This is a genomic window from Gemmatimonadaceae bacterium (assembly GCA_037721215.1).
Classification (GTDB): domain Bacteria; phylum Gemmatimonadota; class Gemmatimonadetes; order Gemmatimonadales; family Gemmatimonadaceae; genus UBA4720.
The window spans coordinates 63228-89306 of record JBBJNV010000019.1 but is presented as its reverse complement, the minus strand read 5'-3'; the positions used below and the strand labels follow the sequence as shown (position 1 = coordinate 89306).

23 protein-coding genes are annotated in these 26079 nt (G+C 62.2%); 14 read left to right on the top strand and 9 right to left on the bottom strand.

Annotation, left to right across the window (positions count from 1 at the left end):
- The 3 genes from WKF55_11570 to WKF55_11560 form a co-directional block, all read left to right on the top strand.
- Positions 1–287, top strand: a 287-nt coding sequence (locus tag WKF55_11570; GenBank protein ID MEJ7760213.1) for an amidohydrolase family protein, incomplete at its 5' end; no start/stop codon positions are given.
- Entirely contained in the window at positions 284–2218 is a 1935-nt protein-coding gene (locus WKF55_11565) for a pyrroloquinoline quinone-dependent dehydrogenase (protein ID MEJ7760212.1), read from the top strand. The genes WKF55_11570 and WKF55_11565, both read left to right, overlap by 4 nt.
- A complete protein-coding gene (locus WKF55_11560) occupies positions 2215–3507 on the top strand; it encodes an amidohydrolase family protein (GenBank protein MEJ7760211.1) in 1293 nt (430 codons plus the stop codon). The genes WKF55_11565 and WKF55_11560 overlap by 4 nt, the downstream gene beginning before the upstream one ends.
- A 6-nt stretch (positions 3508–3513) precedes the next feature.
- On the opposite strand, the gene WKF55_11555 is transcribed toward WKF55_11560, so the two are convergent.
- The 5 genes from WKF55_11555 to WKF55_11535 all read right to left on the bottom strand — a co-directional run bounded on the left by WKF55_11555 (position 3514) and on the right by WKF55_11535 (position 9028).
- Complete coding sequence (locus tag WKF55_11555; GenBank protein MEJ7760210.1) at positions 3514–4965, bottom strand: M20/M25/M40 family metallo-hydrolase; 1452 nt, start codon at positions 4963–4965, stop codon at positions 3514–3516.
- 185 nt (positions 4966–5150) lie between these two features.
- On the bottom strand, positions 5151–6533 hold the full coding sequence (locus WKF55_11550) for an amidohydrolase family protein (protein MEJ7760209.1): 1383 nt from the start codon (positions 6531–6533) through the stop codon (positions 5151–5153).
- A 94-nt stretch (positions 6534–6627) separates the two neighbouring features.
- Positions 6628–8211 carry an amidase family protein gene (locus tag WKF55_11545; protein MEJ7760208.1) on the bottom strand — a complete coding sequence of 528 codons (1584 nt, stop codon included), beginning with the start codon at positions 8209–8211 and terminating at the stop codon, positions 6628–6630.
- Positions 8212–8457: 246 nt separating this feature from the next.
- Positions 8458–8700: a type II toxin-antitoxin system RelE/ParE family toxin gene (locus WKF55_11540; GenBank protein MEJ7760207.1), complete on the bottom strand. Its 243-nt coding sequence runs from the start codon at positions 8698–8700 to the stop codon at positions 8458–8460.
- A 73-nt stretch (positions 8701–8773) separates the two neighbouring features.
- On the bottom strand, positions 8774–9028 hold the full coding sequence (locus WKF55_11535) for a type II toxin-antitoxin system Phd/YefM family antitoxin (protein MEJ7760206.1): 255 nt from the start codon (positions 9026–9028) through the stop codon (positions 8774–8776).
- Between the two features lie 169 nt (positions 9029–9197).
- Between WKF55_11535 and WKF55_11530 the strand changes: the two genes are divergently transcribed.
- Positions 9198–10169: an amidohydrolase family protein gene (locus tag WKF55_11530; GenBank protein MEJ7760205.1), complete on the top strand. Its 972-nt coding sequence runs from the start codon at positions 9198–9200 to the stop codon at positions 10167–10169.
- 259 nt (positions 10170–10428) lie between these two features.
- The gene (locus WKF55_11525; GenBank protein ID MEJ7760204.1) at positions 10429–11988 is read left to right on the top strand and encodes a M28 family peptidase; all 1560 of its coding nucleotides are present in this window, start codon (positions 10429–10431) and stop codon (positions 11986–11988) included.
- A gap of 18 nt (positions 11989–12006) precedes the next feature.
- Here the strand turns inward: WKF55_11525 and WKF55_11520 are convergent, their stop codons facing one another.
- A complete protein-coding gene (locus WKF55_11520; GenBank protein ID MEJ7760203.1) occupies positions 12007–12912 on the bottom strand; it encodes a dienelactone hydrolase family protein in 906 nt (301 codons plus the stop codon).
- A 66-nt stretch (positions 12913–12978) separates the two neighbouring features.
- On the bottom strand, positions 12979–13956 hold the full coding sequence (locus WKF55_11515; protein MEJ7760202.1) for a hydrolase: 978 nt from the start codon (positions 13954–13956) through the stop codon (positions 12979–12981).
- Positions 13957–14056: 100 nt separating this feature from the next.
- Here WKF55_11515 and WKF55_11510 point away from each other — a divergent pair, with 100 nt between their 5' ends.
- The 7 genes from WKF55_11510 to WKF55_11480 all read left to right on the top strand — a co-directional run bounded on the left by WKF55_11510 (position 14057) and on the right by WKF55_11480 (position 21535).
- Positions 14057–14404 carry an ArsC/Spx/MgsR family protein gene (locus WKF55_11510; protein ID MEJ7760201.1) on the top strand — a complete coding sequence of 116 codons (348 nt, stop codon included), beginning with the start codon at positions 14057–14059 and terminating at the stop codon, positions 14402–14404.
- 90 nt (positions 14405–14494) lie between these two features.
- Positions 14495–16105 (top strand): phosphoglycerate dehydrogenase, encoded by a 1611-nt coding sequence (serA, locus tag WKF55_11505; GenBank protein MEJ7760200.1) that lies wholly within the window; start codon positions 14495–14497, stop codon positions 16103–16105.
- On the top strand, positions 16102–17469 hold the full coding sequence (locus tag WKF55_11500; protein MEJ7760199.1) for an FAD-binding oxidoreductase: 1368 nt from the start codon (positions 16102–16104) through the stop codon (positions 17467–17469). The genes serA and WKF55_11500 overlap by 4 nt, the downstream gene beginning before the upstream one ends.
- Positions 17470–17509: 40 nt before the next feature.
- A complete protein-coding gene (locus WKF55_11495; protein MEJ7760198.1) occupies positions 17510–18154 on the top strand; it encodes an HAD-IB family phosphatase in 645 nt (214 codons plus the stop codon).
- Positions 18151–19278: an alanine--glyoxylate aminotransferase family protein gene (locus tag WKF55_11490; protein ID MEJ7760197.1), complete on the top strand. Its 1128-nt coding sequence runs from the start codon at positions 18151–18153 to the stop codon at positions 19276–19278. Before WKF55_11495 ends, WKF55_11490 begins: the two co-directional genes overlap by 4 nt.
- The gene (locus WKF55_11485; protein ID MEJ7760196.1) at positions 19275–21230 is read left to right on the top strand and encodes an ABC-F family ATP-binding cassette domain-containing protein; all 1956 of its coding nucleotides are present in this window, start codon (positions 19275–19277) and stop codon (positions 21228–21230) included. Before WKF55_11490 ends, WKF55_11485 begins: the two co-directional genes overlap by 4 nt.
- A 98-nt stretch (positions 21231–21328) precedes the next feature.
- Complete coding sequence (locus WKF55_11480; GenBank protein MEJ7760195.1) at positions 21329–21535, top strand: AbrB/MazE/SpoVT family DNA-binding domain-containing protein; 207 nt, start codon at positions 21329–21331, stop codon at positions 21533–21535.
- Positions 21536–21797: 262 nt separating this feature from the next.
- Here WKF55_11480 and WKF55_11475 read toward each other — a convergent pair whose 3' ends face one another.
- Entirely contained in the window at positions 21798–22361 is a 564-nt protein-coding gene (locus tag WKF55_11475) for a hypothetical protein (GenBank protein MEJ7760194.1), read from the bottom strand.
- Positions 22362–22377: 16 nt separating this feature from the next.
- The gene (murB, locus tag WKF55_11470; GenBank protein MEJ7760193.1) at positions 22378–23313 is read right to left on the bottom strand and encodes a UDP-N-acetylmuramate dehydrogenase; all 936 of its coding nucleotides are present in this window, start codon (positions 23311–23313) and stop codon (positions 22378–22380) included.
- Positions 23314–23332: 19 nt separating this feature from the next.
- Between murB and WKF55_11465 the strand changes: the two genes are divergently transcribed.
- Complete coding sequence (locus tag WKF55_11465) at positions 23333–24736, top strand: pitrilysin family protein (protein ID MEJ7760192.1); 1404 nt, start codon at positions 23333–23335, stop codon at positions 24734–24736.
- Positions 24736–26055, top strand: coding sequence for a pitrilysin family protein (locus WKF55_11460; GenBank protein MEJ7760191.1), 1320 nt, complete (start codon positions 24736–24738; stop codon positions 26053–26055). The genes WKF55_11465 and WKF55_11460 overlap by 1 nt, the downstream gene beginning before the upstream one ends.
- Positions 26056–26079 lie beyond the last annotated feature (24 nt).

Here is a 26079-nt window from a genome sequence, read left to right as displayed (position 1 = left end):
GTCTGTTTCGCGACGGATTTAACTTGTTCAAAATCTGCCGCGTCCGCGACAACGGCGAGAGCGCGGTGGACGCGATCACCTCCGCCACCTCGCTCTCGGCCGAATCGATGGGATTGGGCCGCGAGATCGGCCGCATCGCGCCGGGATACCGCGCGGATCTCGTTGCGTTCGACGGCGACCCGCGCATTGACGCCGAGGCATTCATGCGCGTCGCCTTCGTGATGAAGGGTGGCGTGGTGCACCGGCAGCCGCCGATGAGCCCCGGGCCAGCACGAGTCTTCCCGTGAGATGGCTCGCCGGGGTCGCGCTGGTCGCGGGCGTCGTCCCGATCCATGCGCAGGGGGTGGACTGGCCCACGCCCAGCGGCGATGCGGGAGCGATGCGTTGGTCGCCGCTCGCCGACGTGAACCGGGCCAACGTAAGCAGGCTCGAAGTCGCGTGGACGTGGCGTACGGGTGAGCACGCCGTGCCGGCTGGTCCGGGGCAGATGCCCGCGCGGCCGGGACAGTTCCAGGCGTCGCCGGTCGTGATCGGTGACACGATGTACGTCTCCACCCCGTATGCCGCGGTGGCTGCTCTCGATGCGCGCACCGGTGTGCCCTTCTGGACGTATGACCCCGAGGTGTGGCGCGGCGGCCAGCCGTCCAACGGAACCGGCTTCGTCCATCGCGGAGTGGCGACGTGGAGCGCGGGGCGCGAGCGGCGGGTGTTCATCAACGCGCGGTGGAAGCTGATCGCGCTCGACGCGCGGACGGGGAAGCCGATCCCGAGCTTCGGCAACGCGGGAACCGTGAACCTCGTGCGCCAGCTCCGCCGCGCCGTGGATACGCTGCACTACACCAACACGTCGCCGCCGGTGGTTCATGGCAACTTCGTCATCGTCGGCAACGGGGTAGGAGACCGGCTGCGCTATCGAAACGATCCGCCGGGCGACGTACAAGCCTTCGACGTGCGCACCGGCCGCCGCGTGTGGATCTTTAAGACGATCCCCGACTCGGGCGAGTACGGCTGGCGTACCTGGGAGGACGGGTCGTACCGCTACATGGGCCACACCAACGTGTGGGCGCCGATGAGCGTGGACCAGCGGCGTGGCCTCGTCTTTCTTCCCGTAAGCACTCCGAGCAACGACTGGTACGGGGGCGATCGCAAGGGCGACAACCTGTTCGCCGAGTCGGTGGTGGCGCTCGATGCACGCACGGGGCGCCGAGTGTGGCACCAGCAGATCGTGCATCATGGCCTCTGGGACTACGATCTGCCCGCCCCACCCGTGATGGCGACCATGCGCTGGAAGGGACGCTCGCGCGACGTGGTGGTCGTCCCGTCGAAGACGGCGTGGCTGTACGTTTTCGACCGCGCCACCGGTGCGCCGGTGTGGCCGATTCCCGAGCGTCCCGTTCCGGCCAGCGATGTGCCCGGCGAGCGCGCATCACTCACCCAGCCCGTCCCGACCCTGCCTGCTGCATTCTCGAGGCAGCAGGTGACCGAGACCGATCTCATCGACTTCACGCCGGAGCTGCGGCGCCGGGCGATGGAGATCTTCACGAAGTACCGCAGCGGGCCCATCTTCACGCCGCCCTCGCTGCAGGGCACGATTGTCATGCCGGGCTCGATCGGCGGGGCGGGATGGGGCAGCACCGCCTTCGATCCCGACACCCGCACGCTCTATGTGAAAGCGACCGACAGCCCCGTGCTCTATCGCATCCGGAAAGGCGTCCCCAACGACACGATCGGCTACGAGTACACGGTGGACCTGAACGGCAGCGCGCTCGGCGTGACCGCCGATCCCGACTCCGCCGCCGGCAACGATCACGTGCCGCCGACCACGCTGCCGCTCATCAAGCCACCGTACGGGACGATGACGGCGATCGACCTCGACTCGGGCAAACGGCGATGGCAGGTCACCCTCGGCGACACGCCGGCGATCCGAGATCATCCGTTGCTGAAAGGTGTCTCACTCCCACCGCTCGGCGTCGCTGGCGCCGTTGGCGGCACCGTCACTCGCGGCGGAGTGATCTTCGCGACCGGCGGCGGCAACGTGCTCTATGCACTCGACACGCGCGACGGACGCGTGCTGTGGCAGCGGACGCTTCGTGCCGGACGAGGCTACGCCAATCCCATCACCTATCGCTCGTCGGACGGACGACAGTTCGTCGTCATCGCCAGCGGTGGGGGTGAAGACGCAGAGCTGGTGGCATACTCCCTCGACGGAAGACGATGATGCGCACTCTCCTCGGCGCCGCGCTGATGGCGTTCGCGATGTCCGCCACGGCACAGACACCCACGCACCGGATGGTCGCGCTTCGCTTCGGATCACTCGTGGACGGTACCGGGCGCACGATGCGCGACGCGGTCGTCGTCGTGGAGGGCGAACGCATCGTGTCGGTGGGCACCGGCTCGCGGGCCATTCCGCGCGGCGCCAAGGTGACAGACCTGCGTCGCTACACCGCCATCCCCGGGCTGATCGACGCGCATACCCACATGACGTACTACTGGGATCGCCAACCGGGCACCAATCCATGGCAACAGCATGGCGCTCGCAACTCGGCCGTTTCGGTCTTTCTCGCGCAGGAAAACGCGCTGCGCACGCTCGAGACCGGAGTCACCACGGTGCGCGACCTTGGCTCGCGCGACTTCACCGACGTCGCCATGCGCGATCTGATCGCGCGCGGGGCATTCCCGGGGCCGCGCATGTTCGTCTCCGGACACGGCCTGGGACGGCTTCGGCCCACGGCGGCCAATCCCAACCCCCTGTCGATCATCGCGCGGGCACGCATCGCGGACCCATCGGACATTCCCGCCGCGATCAAGGCGCAGGTGGACGGAGGCGCCGACGTGATCAAAATGTACGGCTCTACCGGCAGCGCGGCCGACGTGACGGGCACCCAGACCTTCTCGCTCGCCGAGATGCGCGCCGCCACCGACGCCGCGCATGCCCTCGGCCGGCGCATCGCCATTCATTCGTATGGCGCCGAAGGTGGGCGCGATGCGATCGCCGTGGGGGCGGAGTCCGTGGAGCATGCCACCGATCTGGATGACGCGACCCTTGCCGAGATGGCGCGACGTCGCACCGTGTATGTGCCGACGATCGACCACAATCGGTACTACTCGGAATATCGCGCCGAGTTCGGATACAGCGACGCGCAGGCCGCCGCGATGGACGCGTATCGGGAGCGGAACACCGAAACGGCCCGGCGCGCGTTCCGTGCCGGCGTGCGCTTCGCCATGGGATCCGACGCCGTGTTCACGATGTTCGGCCAGAACACGCGCGAACTCGGCTGGTATGTGAAGATCGGCATGACGCCCGCACAGGCGCTCGCCACAGCGACCACGGTCGGCGCCGAGCTGCTGGGCAAGGAGAAGGAGCTTGGCGCTGTGGCGCCTGGCTATCTTGCCGACATCGTGGCGGTGGAGGGCGATCCACTCGCCGACATCGGCGTCGTGATTAACCGGGTGCGGTGGGTGATGAAGGGCGGCGTAGTCGTGGTGGACAAGCGGCGCCGCCCGTAGCGACGGTCAGGGCACGGCGCGCGGCGCGGAGGCGAGTGCCTTCGTGAGACGGTACAGGAACTCCTGCCCCTCGTAGAACGACTGCACGCGCATGCGCTCATCGCGGCCATGGGCCCGCGCGTCCACGGACGGATCGCTGAACAGCCCGGACACGCCGAACGCGGGAATGCCGAGCGCACGAAAGAAGCGTGAATCAGTGGCCCCGGTGGACATTGCCGGGATGACGGGGATGTCGCCGAACAACTCGCGTGTGATCTGTGCGACTGGTCCCATCACCTCTGGCAGCAGCGCCGAGGGTGGCGATGGCGGACGCTGCGAGCGGATGATGACATGCACGGTGGTGTCGCCGATCACCTTCGCCAGCTCTCCTCGCACACGCTCGGCGTTGTCGGTGGGATACAGTCGGCAGTTGATGTTGGCCTCGGCAAGCTGGGGCAGCGCATTCGTGGCGTGCCCGCCGCTGAGCATCGTCGCAACGCAGGTGGTGCGCAGCATCGCGCTGTAGCGCGCATCCCGCGCAACGCCCGCGGCGGCCGGGCTGCGGGGATTGGCGAGGAGCACCTTCATGGCGCGTCGCATTTCCGGCGTCTCCAGCTCCGCGGTGCGGGAGAAGTAGGCGCGCGTCACCTCGCTGAGCTGCACGGGAAAGGTGTGCCGACCCACCTTCGACAGCGCGTCGGAGAGCGCCGTGATGGCGTTGTCGGCGCGCGGCACCGACGAGTGGCCGCCCTTGTTCGTGGCGCGGAGCGTGAAGTTCGTCGTGATCTTTTCGGTCGCCTGCACCGAGTTGAACAGCGGCTTTCCGCCGCGCAGGGTGCCGCCGCCACCTTCGTTGATCACGAGCCCGGCGTCCACCTTGTCCCGGTGGTTGGTGAGCAGCCAGTTCACCCCGTTGGCGGGACCGCTTTCCTCATCCGCCGTGAGCGCGATGATGATGTCGCGGTCGGGAACCCAGCCCTCCTTCTTCATGCGAAATACATTCGCGACGAAGATGGACGCCATCGCCTTGTCGTCCGCTGTGCCCCGCCCGTAGTAGTACCCATCCCGCTCGATGAAGACAAACGGGTCCAGGTCGGGCGACCAGTCGGCCTTGAGCGCCTCGACGACGTCCAGGTGCGCCAGGAGCAGGAGAGGCTTGCGGCCGCCGGCGCCGTTTCCACGAATGCGGGCGACGACGTTGTGCTTCTCCGGCCTCGGACCGCCCACGAAGATGTCCGCGTCCGGTATCCCTGCATCTCGGAAGCGCTTCGCCATCGCGACGGCAGCCGTGGTGATGTTCCCCGTCGTGACGCTGGAGTTGATCTCGATCAACTCCTTGTACACGTCGTGCGCGACGCGCTGGTCTGCGGTCAGCGCACCGGGGGTGAAGATCGGAGATGCCGACTGCGCCATCGCCGGCGCGGAGAGGCAACAGGCGAAGGCAAGACTGGCCGAAAGGGAGCGGAGTGTGAGAGTCATGCCTGAAGGTGCACACGCGGCTGCCGTATCGCCACCGCGTGCCGGGCGAGTCGGTGCGGCAAGGAATTGCAATCGGTCGGCGGTCTCGGTGCGCGCGGCGGGGCCGTCCGATTTGTCGGAGCGGTACGTAACCGCTTTGGCGGTCCGGTCGTAGGGCAGCCGTGGGGAGCGAACAGCCGGAAACTCTATTTGTACCGAACTCCGCGTTTGACCACGAGATCCACATCCTGAAGCAGGTTGATGTAGCGGAGCACGTTCCCGCGCACGGCGATGATGTCCGCGAACTTTCCCTCGCTCACCGTTCCCACGTCGCGGTCTACCTTCATGGCGACGGCGGGCCAATAGGTGGCAGCGCGAATCGCTGTCATCGGATCCACGCCCAGCCGGTTGACCCAGACTTCCAGTTCCCGCCAGGTCGCCTGGCTGTGAAACTTCATTGGGATGCCGGCATCGGTTCCCACCAGTAGCACCACGCCCGACTCCCTGAGTTGCTGGAATTTCCTGCCGAGCGTCGGCCGGCGGCTCGGCGTTATCTGGAAATAGGGAAGTCGATCGGGGTGTACGATCGACGAGCGGATGTCGGCGATAACGGAATCCGGGAGACCCAGATGCCACGAGGGATCGTCCAGCGCCTCGGGGTCGTCGCGCAGCGACTCATAGTTGAACAAGCCCTCGATCGTGGGCGTCCAGAACAACGGCCGCGTGTTGCCGCGCGCGGTGCGCGCCTGGAGGAGCGCGATCACGTCGGGAGGAAACTCGGGTGACGTAGCCAGGCCGGTGTGCTCGAAGTTGTCCACGCCGGCGAGCAGACCGCGCCGAATTTCTTCCGGTCGGTGCGAGTGCGCGACCACCATCAGGCCGAGACGGTGCGCCTCGTCGACAATGGCGCGCACCTCTTCCATGGTCATCTCGTCCTGATCGATGAGCTTCACGCAGTTGACCCCGGCGCGTGCCAGCGCGCGCACTTTCTCTCTCGCGTCCGCGACTCCGTTCACTCCCCAGCGAAAGGCCTCCGTCCCCGGATATGGGCGGTGCTGCAGAAAGGGGCCGGAGACGTACATCGTCGGTCCGGGGATACGGCCGGTGTTGATCGCATCGCGCACCGCGATGCTCGGAGCCAGCGGGGCGCCGAGGTCGCGCGCGCTCGTGACGCCCGCAAGCAAAAGCTGGCGGGCGGAGGCCGGCATGATGACGCGCTCGAGCATCGGCAGGTAGGTCCGGTCCCAGTGCGCGTAATCGCTGTGGCCGTTGAGCATGAGATGCACGTGCATGTCCCACAGTCCGGGAAGCACACTCATGCCCTCGGTAGAGATGATCTTCGCGTCGGCCGGAATCGGGACCGACCCTACAGTGCCGACACGGGTGATGCGCTCTCCCGTGACCAGGATTACGCTGTTACGAATAGGCGGCCCGCCGTATCCGTCGATGAGAGTGCCGCCGACGAGCGCCGTCACGCCGCCGCGCATGGCGATTCGCGCGCTGTCCAGCGAAGGCGTCTGCCCAGCGAGGTCACCGGCCAGCAGGAGCAGCAAGGCGCACATCGCGCCTTTGAAGAGGCGTGAGGTCACGGGGTGAATCGAGTTCCGAGTCTGCATAGTGTTCGCGCTCCGGCAGTCGAGTTTATGAGGATACTATTCTTAAGCTCACGCAGAGGACGTAGTTCTAGCTACCCGGCGTGCGCGTCTGCAGCAGCGGCGGCCTGCGATGGCGCGTCGCCTGCTCGTAGCCATACGCCAGTGAGATGAGACGGCCCTCGCTCCACGGCCGACCGAAGAAAGTTATGCCCGCGGGCAGCCGTCGCTCGCGTGTGTAGCCCATCGGGACCGTGATCGCCGGAAAACCCGTGGATGGCGAGAAGAGCTGGCTGTTGTCGCCGTGTGGAGTGTTGAGGTCGCCGATGAGACGTGGAGGATTGCTCCACGTCGGATAAACCAGCACGTCGAGGCGGAGTGAATCCATCATCGCGATCACGGCGCGCCGGAGCTGTGCACGCATCTCCTCGCGCGCCACGCATCCCGGATTGGCCTTGGGCGGCGGCGACGTATCCAGCTGCGCTCTTTGCAACTGGAGTTGTACCGACGGGTGAAAATTGCGGCTCTTCACTATTGCGTCGACGGTCTTCACCGGTGCGTTCTCCCCGCGCACCGCGAAGTAGCGTTCGAGATCATACTTGAAGCGACTGCACGTCCCGGCGACACGCAGGATGCGCGGGAGGGAGTCGATGCCGGCCGGGTCCACGATCGTGGCGCCTGCCTTCCGCAGGTCGTTGATGGCCGCCGTGAATACGGCGACCACTTCGCTGTCGGTCGTTGGCGTCTCGTACGCCTGGCGGAGCACGCCGATGCGCGCGTTCCTGAGCGCTCCCGGCACGAGGTACTTCCGATAGTCTGCCTCGCGACGGCCGCGGCTCGCCATGGTGACCGGATCATCCGCGTCCTCCCCCGCAACGACATCGAAGATCGCGACGGCATCCGCGACGGTACGCGCCATCGGACCTGCGACGTCCGCGCCATCGTTGAGTGGGACCACACCAGCCCTCGAGGTGAGACCCATCGTCGATCGGATTCCCACGAGGGCGGTGTGGGCCGATGGGCCCCGAATCGAGTTGCCTGTATCCGTTCCGAGGCCGCTCTGTCCCTGGTTCGATGCGACGGCAGCCGCGGTTCCTCCGCTCGATCCTGCCGTCACGCGATCGAGCGCATACGGATTCTTCGTGTAGCCCGGAAGGATCGAGCTGACGGTCTCATAGGGCGTGAACGCCCATTCAGCCATGTTCGACTTGGCGAGGACGATCGCGCCCGCGGCACGGATGCGGGCGACCATGGTGGCGTCGCGCCGGGGAATCCAGCCCTTGAGCGCCAGTGATCCCGCCGTCGTCTGGAGATCGCTTGTCTCGAAATTGTCCTTCACGATCATCGGCACGCAGTGGAGTGGGCCGACGAGACCGTGTTTCGCATAGCGCCTGTCGAGCGAATCGGCGATCGAAAGGGCACTGGGATTAAGTGTGACGAGCGCGTTGATTGCCGGCCCGCGCTGGTCGATGGAGTCTATGCGGTAGAGATACCGCTGAACGAGCGCGCGGCAGGTGAGTGCGCGGGTGCGAAAGGCGGTGTGCACGCCGGCGATCGTGGCTTCCTCGATCTGAAACGTGCTGCCTCGGGGATTCTGTGCGCTCAGTGAGAGGGCGAACGAGCACAATGGCGGCAGGGAGACAAGCGCGAGGCGCGCGGAGCGTCCAATGGTCATGTGTGAAGATGCATCCTGCACATCCAGCCGCCAGATCGAGCGGCATGCGCGCCTGGTGTGGCGTGTCGCCTGATGTGACGTTGCGCCGACGGGCCGAGCGGCATCATGGTTGACCGCTTGGCGAGTGTCATCTCGGCTGCATGCTCGGGACGCCTCGCAAGGGCAGCACTATCTGGAGTCGAGTACATACACGCTAAGTAAGAATCTTGTGTGGAAGTCGTCGCGTTTGCCATTCGAGTATGACGTTCACCGCCGGTAGACATCCTTCCGATCTCCGACCAACAAGACAAGAATCAGCAGCTTTCGATTCTCGATCCGGTAGATGATCCGGAAGTTCCCGACGCGTACGCGGTAGATATCGGCTTCTCCCTCAAGTTTTTTCACGCCAGCCGGACGAGGGTCCTGCGCGAGAGCGTCGATCTTGCGGGAAACTTGCAACCGAACGGCAGGCTCGAGCTTTCGGAGCGCACGTGCAGCGGTTGCCGCTATTTCAACCCGATACGGGCGAGGGGCGGGCCGGTTGATATCACACTTCCGGGGGAATCAACCCTGTCTGCGCCACTCAGCGGCTGATGCCGAGTTCGCGCTTGAGCTTGACCCACGCGATTGCCGGCTCTTTCTCGGCCAGAGCCTTTCTGGCGGCATCGAGGTCGATCTTGTCCTCCAGCGTTTCGAGTAGCGCGAGATCTTCTATGGGTACGACAGCCGCGATGTCTTTTCCATGGCGCTGCAGTATGACCCTTTCGCCACGAAAGGCGACATCGCTGACGATATCGGAAAATCTATTTCTGGCTTCGGTAGCAGGCATGCGGATCATGGACTAAATACTAGCCAAATTGTACATTATGGGCAATACGTACATGCCCGTGTCTGAAGCCATTATCGCCTTCAGTTCCTCGCGCGTACTATCCGCCCAGCACACGGCCGATCGCGCCTTCGGCGCTGTACGATCCGCGCGCTGCATAAATTGGCGGTAGAATCAGTAGTTGGGTCGCTTCAAACATCTCTACTGGGAAGGTCATGTGACTCGCCTCATCCGCTGGTTCGCCCTGTCGGCGTTATTTACGGCTCCAGTGTACGCGCAGACGAGCGCACGCCGACCGCCTGTCATTGACATGCACGTGCACAGCACGCAGACGACACCTGCAGCAATCCCTCGGTTGGATTCTCTCAACGTGCGCTATTGGTTCCTTTCCAGCCTCGCCGCCGATCTGCGGACTTGGCAGTCAGCCGACAGCGCGCGCTACCTGCCTGGGTTGGTCTTTCCCTGTGATCGCGGTCGCGCTCCGATCACCGGCCGGCCATGCTTCGACAATCCATCCGAACTTCCAGACACCGCGTGGCTGCGCGCCGAGATCAAAGCGGGTCGCATTCGGGCGTTCGGAGAGCTCTCACCTCAGTATCTCGGCATGTCTCCAGCCGATCCGCGTCTCGAGCCCTACTGGAAGATGGCTGAAGAATTCGACATTCCAGTCGGCATTCACATGGGGCTGGGCCCCCCGGGGGCAGCATACGAGTCAAATCCCGTCCCGTTAAAGTCGCCCGAATATCGAATGGCTTATGGCGACCCGATGATCTTGGAGGAGGTACTGCTCCGACACAGGCGGCTGCGCCTCTTCGTCATGCACGCGGGCTGGCCGCGCGTTGAATCCATGATGGCATTGCTCTACGCGCATCCAAGCGTGTACGTCGACGTCGCGGCGCTTTCCTGGGCTCGCCTCGTGCCGCGTGCCGGCTACAATCGATACATTCGGGATCTGGTCGAAGGCGGATTCGCCAAACGCATCATGTTCGGCTCGGACTTTCCAGACCAGGTAGCTGCAGGCATTGACGCGGTGCTGGCTGCCGATTTCTTATCGGCGGAGGCCAAAGCGGATATTCTTTGTAATAACGCGATGCGATTCTTACGACTTCCGGCATCGACGTGTAGTCCGTCGAGCAGCCGAGGAGATAGGTGACAGAAGTGTCCAGCAACATAGGGCGGATAATGTTGTCGTTCAACAGAATGCATCGGATACTCAATTGATATCCGGTTACTGTGAACTCTGCGATGACGCCTCGATTGTCTATTACACAATTCTCCACATTGGCCGTGATCGCTTCTCAGGTCGATGGGTAGATCCGCAAACCGGTATTGGGATCATAGTGGATCATAGTGGATCAGAATGGTCAACCAATCCCCGATCCCGCAGGCTATTTCTGCGCTGTGAGAATCAAATGACGAGTCGGCCGCCCTGCGCCCATCTGCTCCTGGCCCTGGTTGCATTCAGTAAAGCTGGTGCGCAAACCACGAAGCCACCGACATTGGCGGTATCGCGCCCACCCGCCGCCATGTCCGCTATTCGCGAAGCAGACTTGAAGCGCGACCTGTACGCCCTCGCGGGCGACGCCATGCGCGGACGTGAAGCCGGCACGCTTGACGAGATGCGAGCGTCGATGTGGCTCGCCGAAGAGATGCGGCGGATAGGCCTCGCTCCGCGCGGCGATGATGGAAGCTGGTTTCCGTGGTTCAACATGCGACGCACACGGGTTTCGACCACCGCTGGCTCGGTGCAGATCGGCGGTCGCTCACTCGCGCTCTGGACCGAGATCGTGCCGACGTCGAATGCCGTTGCCGACGTCGCAGGAACGACAATCTTCGTTGGGGAAGGCAGCGACAGCACGGTGGACATTCGCGGTAAGGTCGTGGTGGCAACACTGGTCGCGCCGACGAGGGCCAACATCCGGTCATTCACGAACACCTATGACGTGAACTACACGCGCGCCGCGATTGCACCGATGAGCGCCCGCCTCACACGGCGCGGCGCGGCGGCCATCATCATCGTTGCAGACTCCGTCGCGGACCTTGCCTTTGAAGGAATCGTCAGGACGCAGGTGCGTGGTGCATATGACGTTGTCGGCGGTGTGCCGCGTTTCGTTCGCAACGCGGGCGCCGGTACTCCAGCGGCGGGTCCGCCTGCGCCTGCGCCGCCGGTGCCGGTGCCCGTGCTGCTCGCGCGCAGCGGCGCGCTTGCCTATCTGCGCGCTGACGGCCAGGCCACCGACATTCGCGTGCGGGGGGAGAGATTCGAGACGCCGTCGGTGAACATCATCGGCGTCGTACGCGGCACCGATTCACGATTGCGCGACGAGTACGTCGTATTCAGCTCACACCAGGACCACGACGGCGTACGCTACACGGTCGCTGGCGACTCGATCTGGAATGGAGCAGACGACAACGGCACGACGAGCGTGGCCCTGCTCGCAATTGCGCGGGCCTGGGTGAAGCAGCCGAGCAGGCGTTCGGCGCTGTTCATATTCCACGGCGCGGAGGAGCGCGGGCTACTCGGCTCGCGCTACCATGTAGCGCATCCGGTGATACCGCTGTCGCAAATCGCTGCCGTGCTCAACGGTGACATGATCGGCCGCAATCACCCTGACACCGCGGCGTTGCTGGGATCGCAGCCACCGCACCGCAATTCGAGCGAGCTCGTGCAGATGGCCATTGCAGCAAACGAGGTCACCGGAAAGTTCGTCATCGATTCGCTCTGGGACCGGCCGACCCATCCGGAGGGATGGTACTTTCGCAGTGACCATGTCCCATACGCCGAGCGTAGTGTGCCGTCGCTTTTCTTTTCCACCAATCTGCATTCCGACTATCACACACCGCGCGACGAGCCGAAGACCATCGACTATCGAAAGCTCACGCGCATGACACAGTGGATGTACATGACAGGGTGGATCGCGGCAAATGCAGCAAGGCGTCCGGCCACCGATCCGGGATTCGTACTCCGTTAGTCGAGGAAGTAGGAGCCTCTATGCACCCAGATGCTGCCGAAACCACGCGATGGTCGCGGGCCACGCCTTTTGGGTTGCTGTGAGATTGGCGCCGTTCGCCCCGCTCTGCTGTCTCAGAAAACCATGCCCCGCTCCATCATAGATGACCGGCGAATAGACCTTGCCCAGCCTGCGCATGGTCGAATCGGCTGCGGGGATGGTCGCGTTCACGCGGGCATCGTTGCCACCGTACAGCCCCAGCACCGGAGCCTTGACCATCGACAGAGTCTCTGCCTTGGGTGAAGTCCCGTAGTACACCACTGATGCACCAAGCGCAGGAGCGCGCACCGCGTGCTCGAACGACACCGCGCCACCCCAGCAGAATCCGACAACTCCGTAGCGAGGCAGCGCCGCGGGGAGGGCCATCGCGTAGTTGGCGATAGCCGTTATCTGGCGCTGCACATCTACGGAGTTCAGGGTGCGGATCGCGGCGACGGTTGCCTGAGTCCGGACGCTGTCGGGACCGTCAGGAAGCTGCTTCATGGTGAGGAAATCGGGCGCTACGGCGATGAACCCATCGGCGGCGAGCTGGTCGGCCACTGCGCGGATCCACGTGCTCACACCGAAGATTTCGTGCACCACGATCACCACCGGTGCCTTGGTTTTCCGCTCCGGGTACACGACCCACGCCTTGATGCTATCCGACGGGCCAGTGGAAATCATCACCCACTCCCCGTGACGCGGCGAGCTGCTGAGGCGGGCCATGGCTTCGTCGGCGCCGGCCGGCAACGATGCATTGGAAACGATCGCAACCGAAGTGGACGGCCCCGCAGCATGACTCTCGGCCGAATGTTCGGGGCCAGGATTCATCTGAGTTGTGGTGCACCCTGCGACGGACGCCATAAGAGCAAATAACGAGATCGTTCTGATCGACTTCCTGTTCACGCTGTTCTCCGTTTAAGTCGGCCTTGAAACGTTCGCCGTGCAAGCTGCAACCTCATCTCGCTACGCCTAAAGCTGTTCTGCAAGAAAATCACCGACCCTGCGTTCCGCATAATAGAACGGGCGGAACGGGTTTCCGCCGCTGACGAAACCCGCATGCCCGCCCTGCAACGTGAATTCCAGCTTGAGCGCGGGATTGCCGGTGGCAATGCCGCGCACTTCATGCAAAACCTCCGGCGGGAGAAAAGGATCGTCAACCGAGCTTAATAGTAGCGTATTGACCCTAATTCCATGCAGCCATCCCAGTGAGCTCGACTGGTTGTAGTAATCGTCCGCATCACGGAAGCCGTGAACCGGCGCAGTCAGGTTGTCATCGAAATCATAAATCGTACGAATCCCGGCCAGCCGCCCAGAGTCGATCAGATCCGGGAACCGCTCGAGCTTGGCGGCAGCTTTCCTCAGCAGGGATTTCATGAAGAACCGCTGGTAGACACGGGCAAAACCCAAGTCGATATGTCGCGACGACTTGCCCAGATCGAACGGCACGGAGATCGCCGCCGCCCCCTTGATCCGTGGATCAACGTTCGCGCCACGCTCCCCGAGGAACTTCAATAAAACGTTGCCGCCGAGTGAGATGCCTGCGATGAAAAGGGGTGAATCTGGAAACTCCGCCGCAATCTGTTCGAGAGCAAACGCGAGATCGCCGGTCTCGCCGGAATGATAGAAGCGGCGAGTGCGATTGATTTCATCACCGCACGACCGAAAGATGAGAACGCTCCCGCCCCACCCGCGACGCTTCGCCTCAGCCAGAAGACCCTGCAGATAGTGCGAGCGGATGGTGCCTTCGAGGCCATGCAGGAGAATGAGCCGAGGCGCGCCGGGTGCGGCGTCGAGGTGATGGGCTTCGAGGAAATCCCCATCCGGCGTGTCCCATCGCTCTATCCGCGTGGCGTGCAATCCCTGCCGCCGGAACAGCTTTCCCCACATCGTCTGAACGTGCGCTCCCCGAAGCCACCACGATGGCGAGAATTCAGAAGAGTCAGTCATTATTCGCGTGCAGCTGGCACCATGGGTTACTGCTTTCACGGGAATGACGTTCTTTTGAGTGTGCCGGCATCAAACCCACGATCATCACACCCATTGATCAATGGAAGTACAGATCTTCGGCATCCGCAAAAGCGCGGATACCCGGAAAGCGCGTCGCTTTTTCGCTGAGCGACGCATCAAAACCCATTTCGTCGACCTGAATGAAAAAGCAGCATCTCTGGGCGAGCTCCGCCGCTTCGCCCAGAAGTTCGGCGTCGGCGCACTAATCGATTCCAACTCGGCGGCATATCAGGATTCGGGCCTCAGGCATGCGCGGATGTCGGACGAGACCTGGCTCGACAAACTCGTTGCCCAGCCGGCACTGCTCAAGGTCCCACTGGTAAGAAATGGCAACCAGCTCACAATAGGTTATGACGAAACCGCCTGGAAAGCGTGGACGGTAAAATAGAAGCCCCTCCATTTGCTTGTAGCCAACAGTCTGTACCGGCTACCTTGCCTTGCACCCCCCACCCCGCCTCCCAGCGCATTCATTCATATAGTGTCATTCAAAGTTCTTGTCACCGATGAAATAGACGCCGAGGGCGTTGCACTGCTCGCCGCCGAACCCTCGCTGGTCGTCGACGAAGTGCCCACTCTCCCGGTCGATGAACTGCTGGCGAGGATCCCCAACTACGACGCGATCGTCGGTCGCAGCGCGACGCGCATATCCACCGAGCTGCTCCGCAGCGCAAAGAAGCTCAAGGTCGTCGGTCGCGCAGGAGTGGGCGTCGACAACGTCGATCTCGATACCGCAACCGAGCTGGGCGTAGCCGTGATCAATGCACCGGCCGGGAACACTATTGCCGTCGCCGAGCTGTTCTTTGGAGTCGTATTGGGGATGTTGAGGCATCTGCCCAAGGCAGATTCGTCGATGCGCTCGGGCAGGTGGGATCGGTCGCAGCTCCTGGGTTCCGAGATGAATTGCCGGACGCTGGGCATCGTCGGCTTGGGTCGAATTGGCGGAGAAGTGGCAAAACGAGCGGCCGCATTCGGTATGGATGTCATTGCTTTCGATCCCTATATCCCCGAATCGCGGTTTCAGTCGCTTCGCGTCAAGCGCGCCGAGTCCCTCGACCAACTGCTCGACGATGCGGATATCGTGACAGTTCATACTCCGCTCACCGACGAGACAAAGGGAATGATCGGAAAGCGTGAGCTGGCAAGACTTTCACAGCGCGCGATTGTGGTGAACATGGCTCGCGGCGGAATCGTCGACGAGGAGGCGCTGGTCGCTGCTCTCACGAACGGGTTACTGGCGGGCGCGGCGCTGGACGCATTCCAGAAGGAGCCGCTATCCGACAACGATGCCCTCCGCCGGATCCCCAACCTTTTCCTCACCCCGCACATCGGAGCGTCGACCGCAGAAGCGCAGAAAAACGTAGCGGTCGATGTCTGCATCGCAGTGCGGGATGCATTGCTGAGCGGAGAGCTTTCACGATCGATCAACGTCGCAGCGATTAATGGCGGAGAATGGAAAACGATCCAGCCTGCGATTCTGCTCACGCAACGCGCAGCATCAGTGGGGCAGGCCATCCTCTCGAGCCAGGGGACGAAAGCGCTGCAGCGGGTCGATGTCCGATGTGGGTCTGCATTCACCGGAGCCTCTACCGCCCTTCTCTCCGCGGCGGCAATGGGAGTACTTGGCGCAGTTATCGAACGCGAGCGGCTCAACCTCATCAATGCCCGATCGCTCGCGGCGGCGCGCGGAATCGACCTGTCGATCGTCGAGACGACGAATCTCGATAATCCTCACGCACTCGAAGTGCGCCTCAGCGGCGGCATGCAGGAGATAGCGGTAGTCGGTGTTGCGCCGGCCAACAGCGCTCCCCGGCTCACGCGAATCGGAGCATTCCATGTCGATATCCAGCCCCGCGGAACGCTTCTCATCCTCACCAATAACGACGTTCCCGGCGTAATCGGCCGCGTCGGCACCCTGCTCGGCGAAGCGGGAGTCAACATCGCCGAGTATCATCAGGCACGGCTTGCTCAAGGGGGGCAGGCGCTGGCAGCGGTGTCTGTCGACGGACATATCGGAGATCCCGTCAGGCAATCGCTGCTCGCACTCCCCGACGTTATGTCCGCCGCCATCGTAAGCTTCGACAACGGGTGAGCACCGAGGTCAACACCGACGCCGGAGTGCGCGCAGCGTACAGTTCAGACGCGTCGGGACTGACGATGACACCTGATGGTGTGGCTCGACCGGAATCCACAGAGGAAGTCGCCGAAATTCTTGCGCGAGCGACAGCACACAGAATGTCGGTCACGACAGCCGGGGGTCAGACCAGTACGACGGGCGCATCGATCACTGATGCAGGGACGTTGCTCTCGACTCGAGGGCTGACACGGATCATCGACATCGATGCAGCGACGCGGTCGATGCGAGTTGAAGCCGGAGTACTAGTAGGCGACCTGAAGCGGGCGGCCGCTTCGGAGGGACTTCTCTTCCCTCCCGATCCCACCAGCGAGGACGAATCAACGATTGGCGGCGCCATAGCGTGCAATGCATCAGGCGCCCGCTCGCTGAAATACGGCGCCACTCGGCCGCATATCCGGGCACTGAAGGTCGCACTTGCCTCGGGCGAAATTGTCGAGCTGCGTCGCCCGGTTCTCGAAAAGAATACTGTCGGCTACGCGTTCGCCCAGGACGCCATGGACTGGTTCATTGGCAGTGAAGGAACACTCGGCGTAGTGATCGAGGCTGAGCTGTCGCTGCTGCCGCTGCCCGAGGTAGTCATCGGCATTGCGTTTCCGTTCATGGACGAACGGACGGCGATCGATTTTGTCGTTGCCGCGCGGATGTCGACGTCGGTCTGCCCACGATGCCTGGAGTATCTGGATGACCTTGCCTTTGCCATTGCGCGAATGGCGGACGATCAACCTGGATGGGCGGGGGACGCGTCGGCGATGGTGTATGTCGAAGAGGAAGTTGCCACCGATACTGAAGAAGTACTCGGCCGGTGGCTCGAAATCGCCGAGCGGTTCGGTGCGGGCGAGGATGCGCGGGTGTTTGAGGGGGAGGCAGAGCTGAGGCACGCTCGCAAGATGAGACACAACGTGCCCGCAACGATGAACGAACGGGGAGCGCGGTACAGGGAGTTCGGTGGGCGGAAGGTATCTACCGACTGGGCGGTCCCGTATTCGCGGCTGGGGGAGACGCTCGTCGGCGCGCGCGCGATCACGCGGGATGCCGGCCTGGAACAGGCTGTGATCTATGGCCACGCGGGAAACGGGCATCCGCATCAGAACTTCATTGCGCGCGATGCAGGCGAACTGAAGGCTATCGAGAGAGTCATCGAGGAAATTCTCCGGTCTGTATTGGCAGCCGGCGGAACAGTGGCCGCAGAGCACGGGATCGGAAAGCTGAAACGCAAATGGGTAGGGATGCAGATGAGTCCAATCCAGCTGGGAGTGATGCGCGCTGTGAAAAAGGAGCTCGATCCGTTTAATCTGCTGGCGCCGGACAATATTCTTTGACTCGTTTTCACATGGGCATTCTTGCGCAGGACCACATCCTTTGACGCGGTTTCGCACGGTCATTCTCGATGTGGATTCGACCCTCAGTGGCATCGAGGGGATCGACTGGCTGGCAGTCCGGCACGGTCCCGATGTCGTCGAAAGGGTGTCTCGCTTGACGGAGCTGGCGATGTCGGGTGCAAGCAGGCTCGACGACGTCTTCGAGCTGCGGTTGTCGGAGGTGAGACCTTCGCGGGGAGACGTCGGTCGGCTTGCTGATGCTTACATAAGCTCGGTAGCCCGTGGAGCCGCGGAATCGATAGTCGCCATGCAGGCCGCTGGCGTCCAGGTGGTTCTGGTAAGCGGGGGGATACGCGAGGCAATTCTTCCACTCGCTGAATTGCTGGGAGTGGCAGCGGATGATGTTCATGCGGTTTCCGTTTCGTTTACCTCGAGCGGAGGGTATGGGGGTTACGACGAGGCCAGCCTGTTGTCCCGCCAGGGAGGAAAGCGGCTTGTTGTCGACGCGCTCGACTTGCCCAGGCCGGTTATTGCTGTTGGAGACGGGGTGACGGACGCCGAGTTGAGGCCAGCGGTAGATTGCTTCGTCGCGTTCACGGGGTTTGTGACGCGGATGGCGGTTGTAAGGGCAGCGGACGCGACAGTCGCCACATTCAGACAGTTACAGGAGTTAGTGCTGGGATGACAGATACGGAATTTGGCACCTTCTTCGTTCCGGGCCCCACGGAGGTTCGCCGGGAAGTGCTCGAGGCGATGACGCGGCCGATGATCCCGCATCGGAGCCAGGAGTTCGAGGATCTGTTTGCTCGGCTGCAGATCGGGTTGAAGGAAGTCTTCAAGACAGAGCGGCCAGTTTACGTCACTGCGTCGTCCGGCACGGGGCTGATGGAAGCGGCGGTGCGGTGCACACCACCGGGGAGGATTCTCTGCCTCGTGAATGGTGCCTTCTCAGAACGTTTTGCCCACATTGCCGAAGCCTGCGGGCGCGAAGTCGATCGTTATGAGGTTCCATGGGGTGAGGCCCACACTCACGGAGAATTAAAAGAATACCTAACCAAGAGACAATATCGAGCCATCACCGTCACTCATTCCGAGACTTCGACCGGGGCGTTGAATCACATCCATGTCATTTCCGACATGGCGCACGCGTATGGAGCGCTGTGTCTCGTAGACAGCGTGAGCGGGCTGGGCGGTGCGGAGCTGTACTTCGACAAGTGGCAGTTAGATTATGTACTAACAGGCTCCCAGAAAGCTCTGGCGCTGCCCCCTGGTCTCGCGTTCGCCGTAGCGTCGGCAGAGTTCGTTCGTATGGCGGCCGAGCAGTCGAATCGGGGAGTGTATTTTGACATCGTAGAGATGGACAAGTTCGTCAACGCCGGACAGGTTCCGGCGACACCTGCGCTTTCGCTTCTATACGCGCTCGACGTTCAACTGGCGGCGATCCTCAAGGAGGGAATGGAAAACCGGTGGATCCGGCATATGGAGATGGCTTTGGCTACGAGACTGTGGCTGGCTCGAATGCGGGAGGGCGGGGACGACGGTTGGGAGAACATCGCAGGGCACGCATTCCGCTCCCCCACCGTCTCAACCATCCGGCTACCTGCCCGCCTGACGGGCGATGTCTTCACCAGTGCAGTCGCGCAGCAGGGGATCAGAGTCGCCAGTGGGTATGGAAAGCTCCGGGATACGACATTCCGCATTGGGCACATGGGCGATCACACTCCCGAGACTCTCGAACGATGCTTCGCGGCGTGTGAACGAGCGGCAGCGACGCTAGGACGCATGACACCGTTGGATGTAACTGCGTGACGCAGATTTCGGTGTCCGGCGCCGAGGTACACTTCGGCGCTACCAAGTTGTTTCGGAACGTCACGTTCACCGCGGCAAGGGGAGAACGCTGGGGTATCGTCGGCCGTAACGGAACGGGCAAAACGACACTTTTCAGACTGATCACCGGAGACCAGCAGCCGACTTTTGGCAGCGTTTCGAAGCAGCCCGGACTACGCGTATCGCTGCTCGAACAGCATCGGGATTTCGGTGACGCTGACTCGGTATGGACTGCGGCGGCGGGACAGTTCGCCGACCTGCTTGCACTCGAGGTATCGCTTGCTGAGCAGAGCATCTGGATCGGAGAGCTGGGCGAAGCCTCGACTCCGGGGATGCTTTCCCGCTACGACAAGGACCTCGAGCGTTTCGACAGAGAGGGCGGATACACATTTGCCCCTCGGGTAGACGCGGTTCTCCACGGGCTCGGCTTCGACCCTGTCGAGGCGCGAACCCGACCACTGACGCAGCTGAGCGGGGGTGAGCGGGGCCGTCTGGGAGTTGCACGCCAGCTAGTGAGTCCGGCTGATGTACTTCTGCTCGATGAGCCAACGAATCACCTCGATCTGGATACGACGCAGTGGCTCGAGGACTATCTCAAGGGCAGCGACAAGACGATTCTGCTCATCAGCCACGACCGTGCATTTCTGTCGAATGTCGTCGACCACGTGCTGCATTTCGAGGGCGATTCGGCGTTCGCCTACATCGGAAATTATGAAGCGTTCGTGAGGCAGCGTGAGGAGAAGCGGCTCTCTCAGCAGCGCGCGTTCGACAAGCAGCAGCGATTCGTGTCGGAGCAGGAAGATTATGTCCGGCGGAATCTCGCCGGCCAGAACACCAAGCAGGCGAAAGGGCGGCGCAAGCTGCTTGCGCGCCTGCCGCGCCTCGGATCACCGGTCGGGTCGGAGGGAGCGATGGCGCTCAGGCTCGATGTTGGGGATCGTGGTGGAGATCAGATACTGGTCGCCAACCACGCCCGAATCGGGATCAACGATCAGGTGTTGATCGAGGATTTCACGACGATTCTCAAGCGCGGCGAAATTCTTGGTCTGCTCGGTCCGAACGGTGCGGGCAAATCGACGCTGTTGCGCTCGTTGATCGGCGAGCACGAAATCATGGGGGGTGAGTTGAGGCTGGGCGGGTCGATCAAGGCGGCGTACTACCGCCAGGACATGAGCCAGGTACCGCTCGATAGGTCCATTTATGACGTCATCGCCGATCTCCGTCCGCTGTGGGAGCGGCGGCAGGTGCAGAGTCATCTTGCGCGTTTTGGATTTTCCGGCGACGAAGTTCAAAGGAGCGCGGGCACTTTGTCCGGGGGCGAAAGGGCGCGAGTTGCGCTGGCGATGATCGTTCTCGCGCGCGCCAACCTGCTGATCCTCGATGAGCCCACCAATCACCTCGATGTGGAATCGATCGAAGCGCTGGAGGATGCGCTAGAGGATTACGATGGCTCCGTCATTCTGGTGAGCCACGACCGGGAGCTGCTTCGGACCCTCGTCGACCGGGTGTGGGTGCTGCATGAAAAACACATCACCGATTTCGCGGGGACTTTTGGTGAGTGGGAAACTGCGAGCCGGGAGCGGGCACATGCAGCCGCGGTCAATGCGGCGGAGGAAGAGTCACTGCGCCGCGTACATGAAAAGCAGAAGACCAAGCGCCGGGAGAGCGAGAAGGGAAAGGATCGCGACGTCAGTCGAAACGCGAGGCGCAAGGCAGAAGAGGCCGAGCAGCGGGTAACGTCACTGGAAGGTCGCATTGCGGGGATCACTTCGACGCTTGCGGATCCTGAGCTTTATACAACGGTGGATGGCAAGCGGCGGGCGGTGAACCTCGGGCGGGATCTTGAAGCACTCAAGAAAAAACTTGATGAGGCCATCAACGATTGGACGGTTGCGACTCAGGCCGCCGAGAGTGGATCGGGCTCAAAGCGGTAGGGCCCTCAAACTGTTGGGCTCTCCACACCGTGGCCACGTTGCACTCGCGCTGGGCTAAACTCCATTATCATAGCAAATAGTGATCGATCGAGGTCGATATGTCGAGTGTTACGGTTTCGCCGAAGTTTCAGGTAGTAATTCCGAAAGCGGCCCGCGAGTCCCTTCGTATCTGCCCGGGACAAAAACTTCAGGTCGTCGTCTTCGAGGGGCAGCTTCGATTCATTCCGGTGCGCCCGCTAAAGGAGCTTCGGGGCGCATATCGAGGTGCGGGATCCGACGTTGAGAGGGATGCGGATCGCATCTGATGGCGTGCCTTGAGCTCAAGCTCCGTTGGCAGACAGCGTCATCCTAGCGACGGCGCGGTTACACGGCGCGACGCTGTGGACCCAGGACGAGCATTGCGCTACATCGCAAAGGTCAGTCGCGCACGCGGCGCACCTAAGGCTCGACCGTAGTGGTAACTCGGTGACACGCCCGGTGGAATACGCCCCAGACCTGAGCAAATGTTCCAGATCCCCCGCCTCGGGGGACCATGATCGGTGTCGAAACAACGACCTTCACTGACCGTCAGAAGCTGATGCCAATCACTACCGGAACGTAGGAGCCGACATCAAAATCACGGCCCGTGGCGAAATCGGTCAGTGCGAGATGGGAAGTGACCTCGGCATGTATTGCACTTCGTCCAAAACGGAAACGGAGCCCGGCACCGGCGCGCACGCCGGCGGTCGTCCCGTATGGATTGCGCGTTCCTTTCACAGTTAAGCGCTGAAGACCAGCACCTGCAATAACGTAAGGCGCGAGCCGGCCGCCGGTCGGACCCGCGACGGCTGCGACAAAGATGCTGACGGCGCGTATCGTGCCCTCCTGGCTCGAACCAATGCTCTCCCCATCCGCCTGGTCGAGGAGCAACGCGCCTTCAATGTCGCCGCGAAGTCGCACGCGCCGTTGCGGGCCGCCCACTGAAAGACTTCCGCGAACGACCGGCCCCGGTATCCGCGTCCGACCGTAAGCGCCCGTCGGAATGGCGAATCCGCCGGCAACGCCGACCTGAACAGCCTGCGCAACGACGGTGTCTGGCGATGCGCAAAAAGCGCCAAGTCCGGTAAGCAGGATGACGGAGAAAAAATGCATTTGAGCCGGCACGGCCTTAAAACTCTCCGATAAAACCGATCTCCGTCTCGAGGCGAACACTGAACTTCGCTTCGACGGCATCCTGAGCGATTTTGATAAGCTCCCTGACATCCGTGGCGGTTGCCCGCCCCAGATTCACCATGATGTTGGCGTGAATGTGTGAGATCTGGGCATCACCGTGGCGATGGCCCTTGAGTCCACACTGGTCCACAAGCCGTCCCGCTCCCATACCTTCGATCTTCTTAAATATCGACCCAGCGCTCGGATGAAACTGGAGCCACGGGTGACGGGCCCCGCGCCAGCTCAGGTTTTCCTGCATGATGCGATGCATCGCGCCGGTGTCGCCGCGTTCCAGCTGAAAGGTCACGGCGAGTGCGATATCGCGTTTCTTGTGAAGAATGCTGGTGTCGTAACCGAACTCCATGTATGCCTTGTCGACCGTCTTCCGCTCGCCCTCTTCAGTAAGGAGATCGCACGAATGAAAAACATCGGCAATGAACATCGTTCGCTTGCGCTCCGGCTCGGGCTCCAGGAAATGCAGGTTCTGCCAGACCGCGCCACCGACGGTGCTGGGGATTCCTACATAATGTTCGAGACCGGACCATCCGCGCTCGACGGCCTGTGGGATGAGATCTCCGACGACCGTACCGCTTTCGACCCATAGCCGGCCGTCATCGAAGAATTTCAGATGTGAGGCTGTATTTCGAATTACCAGCCCCCGAAAGCCCATGTCGGCAACGAGAATATTGGCGCCGAGTCCAAGAACGAACCACGGAACGTCCAATTCGCGAGCGGCGAGTATGGCGTTTGCGAGGTCATCCGCGGTAAGCGCTTCGTACATGACATCGGCCGGACCGCCGATGCGGAACGTGGTGTATGGAGCGAGTGGCTCATCACGGCTGATCTGTGACTGGTTCAGCCGAGCTACTAGTTTTGCGTACTGGTCAATCATCGAGGCCTTGTTGAACGATATGCGTGGAAAAAATCGCCGTGGAATCGGGACTGCCGCACTGATGATGGTGCTTGGACTGATACTGATCCCGACTGTGCTCACTGCACAGCGCGCGGAGCTTGAGAAGATCATCAAGCGGAAGGTTCTTGCCAACGGACTCGAAATCATCGTAGTCGAGAATCATGGTGTTCCGCTGGCGACGATCGAGGTGAATGTGAAGAATGGCGCGTTTACCCAGACGCCGGAGTACGCCGGTCTCGCCCACATGTACGAGCACATGTTCTTCCGGGCGAATGCAACCTACCCACAGCCCGAGGCGTTTGTCGGGCGAGCGGGTGATCTGGGCGCCGTGTTCAACGGCACTACAGGTGAAGAGCGCGTCAACTATTACCTGACGGTGTCCGCGGACAGTCTGAAGTCCGGCATCCGATTTTTGTCATCGGCTCTACGCGCGCCCCTCTTCCGCCAGGACGAGCTGGAGCGGGAAAGGCAGGTTGTGATTGGAGAATACGATCGGAATGAATCGAGCCCGTTCTTCCAGCTCACCCGCGAGATGGACAAGGTGTTGTACCCCGGCAATTTCAGCCGGAAGAACGTGATCGGCGACCGGCAGGTGATTCTGACGACAACGCCGGAGAAGATGCGGACGATTCAGCGGAAGTACTATGTCCCCAACAACTCGGTGCTGATCGTCTCGGGTGATGTGAATCCCCAGACGGTGTTCGCGCTTGCGGAGCAGGAGCTCGGGAGCTGGCAACGGGGCGCGGACCCCTTCGTGGCCGACCCTGTCCCCGCGATCCCAGCGCTGACGAAAAATGAGGGTGTAATCGTCGAAGCTGGCGTTGGTGCTGTGACGGTGTTCGTACAGTGGCAGGGGCCAAGTGTCGGGGCCGATGCGAAATCAACCTACACAGCCGATGTGTTCTCGGATGTCCTCAACGATCCCGGCTCAAATTTCCAGCAGCGGCTTGTCGACAGCGGACTCTGGCAGGGGCTCGGAGTAAACTACTATACCCTCAACCACGTTGGCCCCATCACGATCAGCGGCCAGACATCGGCCGAGAATCTGCGGAAAGCGATTTCGGCTCTTAAGGCGGAAATCGCAAAGTTCGACGACCCCGGTTATTTCGACGCCGGCGAACTCGAAGCCGTAAAGGCCCACCGCGCGGTCACCTCGGCATTCGACAGAGAACGCGCGTCTGGCTTTGCACACACACTCGGATTCTGGTGGAGCGTCGCGAGCCTGGAGTACTACATGGGATACGTGGACAACATGGCGACCCAGACGATCGCCGATCTTCGCGCGTATGCGACCAGGTATATAGTAGCAAAGCCCCACATCACGGGTGTGCTGATCTCCCCCCAGGCAAAGCAGCAGCTCAACCTGACGACGCAGGAACTCGCGACGAAAGGGGGCATCTGATGCTGCTCATGCGAACAGTAGCGGTGGCGGCGGTGGCAGCGCTGGTGGCGGTTTCGCCGTTGCTGGGAAGGACACCCGGAGCCCCGAATGCGACCACCAGTTTCGATGCCTCGGGTATCCGGGTGATTCTGAGGCAAAGCAGCGCCAACAACGTTGTAGCGGCGAACCTCTACCTGCTCGGCGGCGCCAGGCAGATCACGCCCGCCAACGCCGGTATCGAGGCGCTACTGCTCGAGGTTTCCGACCGCGGGACGAAAAAATATCCGAGAGCGGCGCTCCGACGGAAGATGTCACGGCTCGGCAGCGAGATCGTGAGTCAGCCCGGCGACGACTGGACGATCTTCGGAATTCGCGCGACTACCGAAGTCCTCGATTCGACATGGGCGGTGTTTGCCGACCGGATCATGCAGCCAACGCTTGCCACGAGCGATGTCGCGCTGATCAAGTCGCAGTTCCTCTCCGGTATCAGGCAGCGGCGCGACGATCCGGATGCACTGGCCGAGTATCTGGCGGACAGCATTGCGTTTACGGGTCATCCGTATGCGGTGCCGGTTACGGGGACTGAAGCCTCGATCGCCTCTCTCAATGCAACCGCGCTCAAGGCATATCACGACAGCCAGATAGTCAAGTCGAGAATGCTGCTGGTGGTGGTCGGAAATATCGACAGGGCACATGTCGAGAGGCTCGTCCGGGGTTCACTGGCGACTCTGCCGGCAGGCAGCTACAAGTGGACGCCGCCAGCGCGACTGCCAGAGAGTTCTGCGGCGGTGGTGGTCGAGCAGCGTTCATTGCCGACGAATTACATCCTCGGTTACTACAGTGGTCCACTCGCTAACAGCGAGGACTACCAGGCACTACGGATCGCGACTTCGGTATTGACGGGGCGGATGTTCGCGGAGATCCGCACTCGGCAGAATCTGACCTACGATGTGCACGCGCCATTTCTCGACCGTGCGGCAAGTGCAGGCGGGCTCTACGTCTCCACGACCGCGCCGGATACAACGCTCAAGCTGATGAGGGCGGCGGTGGTCGAGCTACAGAACGGGTTGCTCGACCGCGACGGTCTGAAGCGGCTGGAGCAGCAGTTTCTGACCGAGTACTTCCTCGACAACGAGACGAACGGCGCTCAGGCGGACTTTCTGGCGAGGGCGGAGCTTTACCGGGGCGATTACCGCAACGCCGAAAAGTTCGTCGATGAGCTGAAGAGTGTGACGCCGGAGGCGGTACGCCGGGTTGCAAGGAAGTACATGAAGGGGATCCGGTTTGCGTATGTGGGGGATCCGGCGAAGCTGCGAAGGGATTTGATCACGCGGTTCTGATTGGTAGAGCCCGCTCCCAGAAAT

Bases quoted from the DNA above. Each gene is read 5' to 3' on its own strand.
- WKF55_11480 (MEJ7760195.1), top strand. From the start codon at position 21,329: ATGTCGAGTGTTACGGTTTCGCCGAAGTTTCAGGTAGTAATTCCGAAA.
- WKF55_11465 (MEJ7760192.1), top strand. From the start codon at position 23,333: ATGCGTGGAAAAAATCGCCGTGGAATCGGGACTGCCGCACTGATGATG.
- WKF55_11510 (MEJ7760201.1), top strand. From the start codon at position 14,057: ATGGAAGTACAGATCTTCGGCATCCGCAAAAGCGCGGATACCCGGAAA.
- WKF55_11490 (MEJ7760197.1), top strand. From the start codon at position 18,151: ATGACAGATACGGAATTTGGCACCTTCTTCGTTCCGGGCCCCACGGAG.
- WKF55_11475 (MEJ7760194.1), bottom strand. From the start codon at position 22,361: ATGCATTTTTTCTCCGTCATCCTGCTTACCGGACTTGGCGCTTTTTGC.
- WKF55_11525 (MEJ7760204.1), top strand. From the start codon at position 10,429: ATGACGAGTCGGCCGCCCTGCGCCCATCTGCTCCTGGCCCTGGTTGCA.
- WKF55_11560 (MEJ7760211.1), top strand. From the start codon at position 2,215: ATGATGCGCACTCTCCTCGGCGCCGCGCTGATGGCGTTCGCGATGTCC.
- WKF55_11545 (MEJ7760208.1), bottom strand. From the start codon at position 8,211: ATGACCATTGGACGCTCCGCGCGCCTCGCGCTTGTCTCCCTGCCGCCA.
- WKF55_11460 (MEJ7760191.1), top strand. From the start codon at position 24,736: ATGCTGCTCATGCGAACAGTAGCGGTGGCGGCGGTGGCAGCGCTGGTG.
- WKF55_11535 (MEJ7760206.1), bottom strand. From the start codon at position 9,028: ATGATCCGCATGCCTGCTACCGAAGCCAGAAATAGATTTTCCGATATC.
- murB (MEJ7760193.1), bottom strand. From the start codon at position 23,313: ATGATTGACCAGTACGCAAAACTAGTAGCTCGGCTGAACCAGTCACAG.
- WKF55_11555 (MEJ7760210.1), bottom strand. From the start codon at position 4,965: ATGACTCTCACACTCCGCTCCCTTTCGGCCAGTCTTGCCTTCGCCTGT.
- WKF55_11515 (MEJ7760202.1), bottom strand. From the start codon at position 13,956: ATGACTGACTCTTCTGAATTCTCGCCATCGTGGTGGCTTCGGGGAGCG.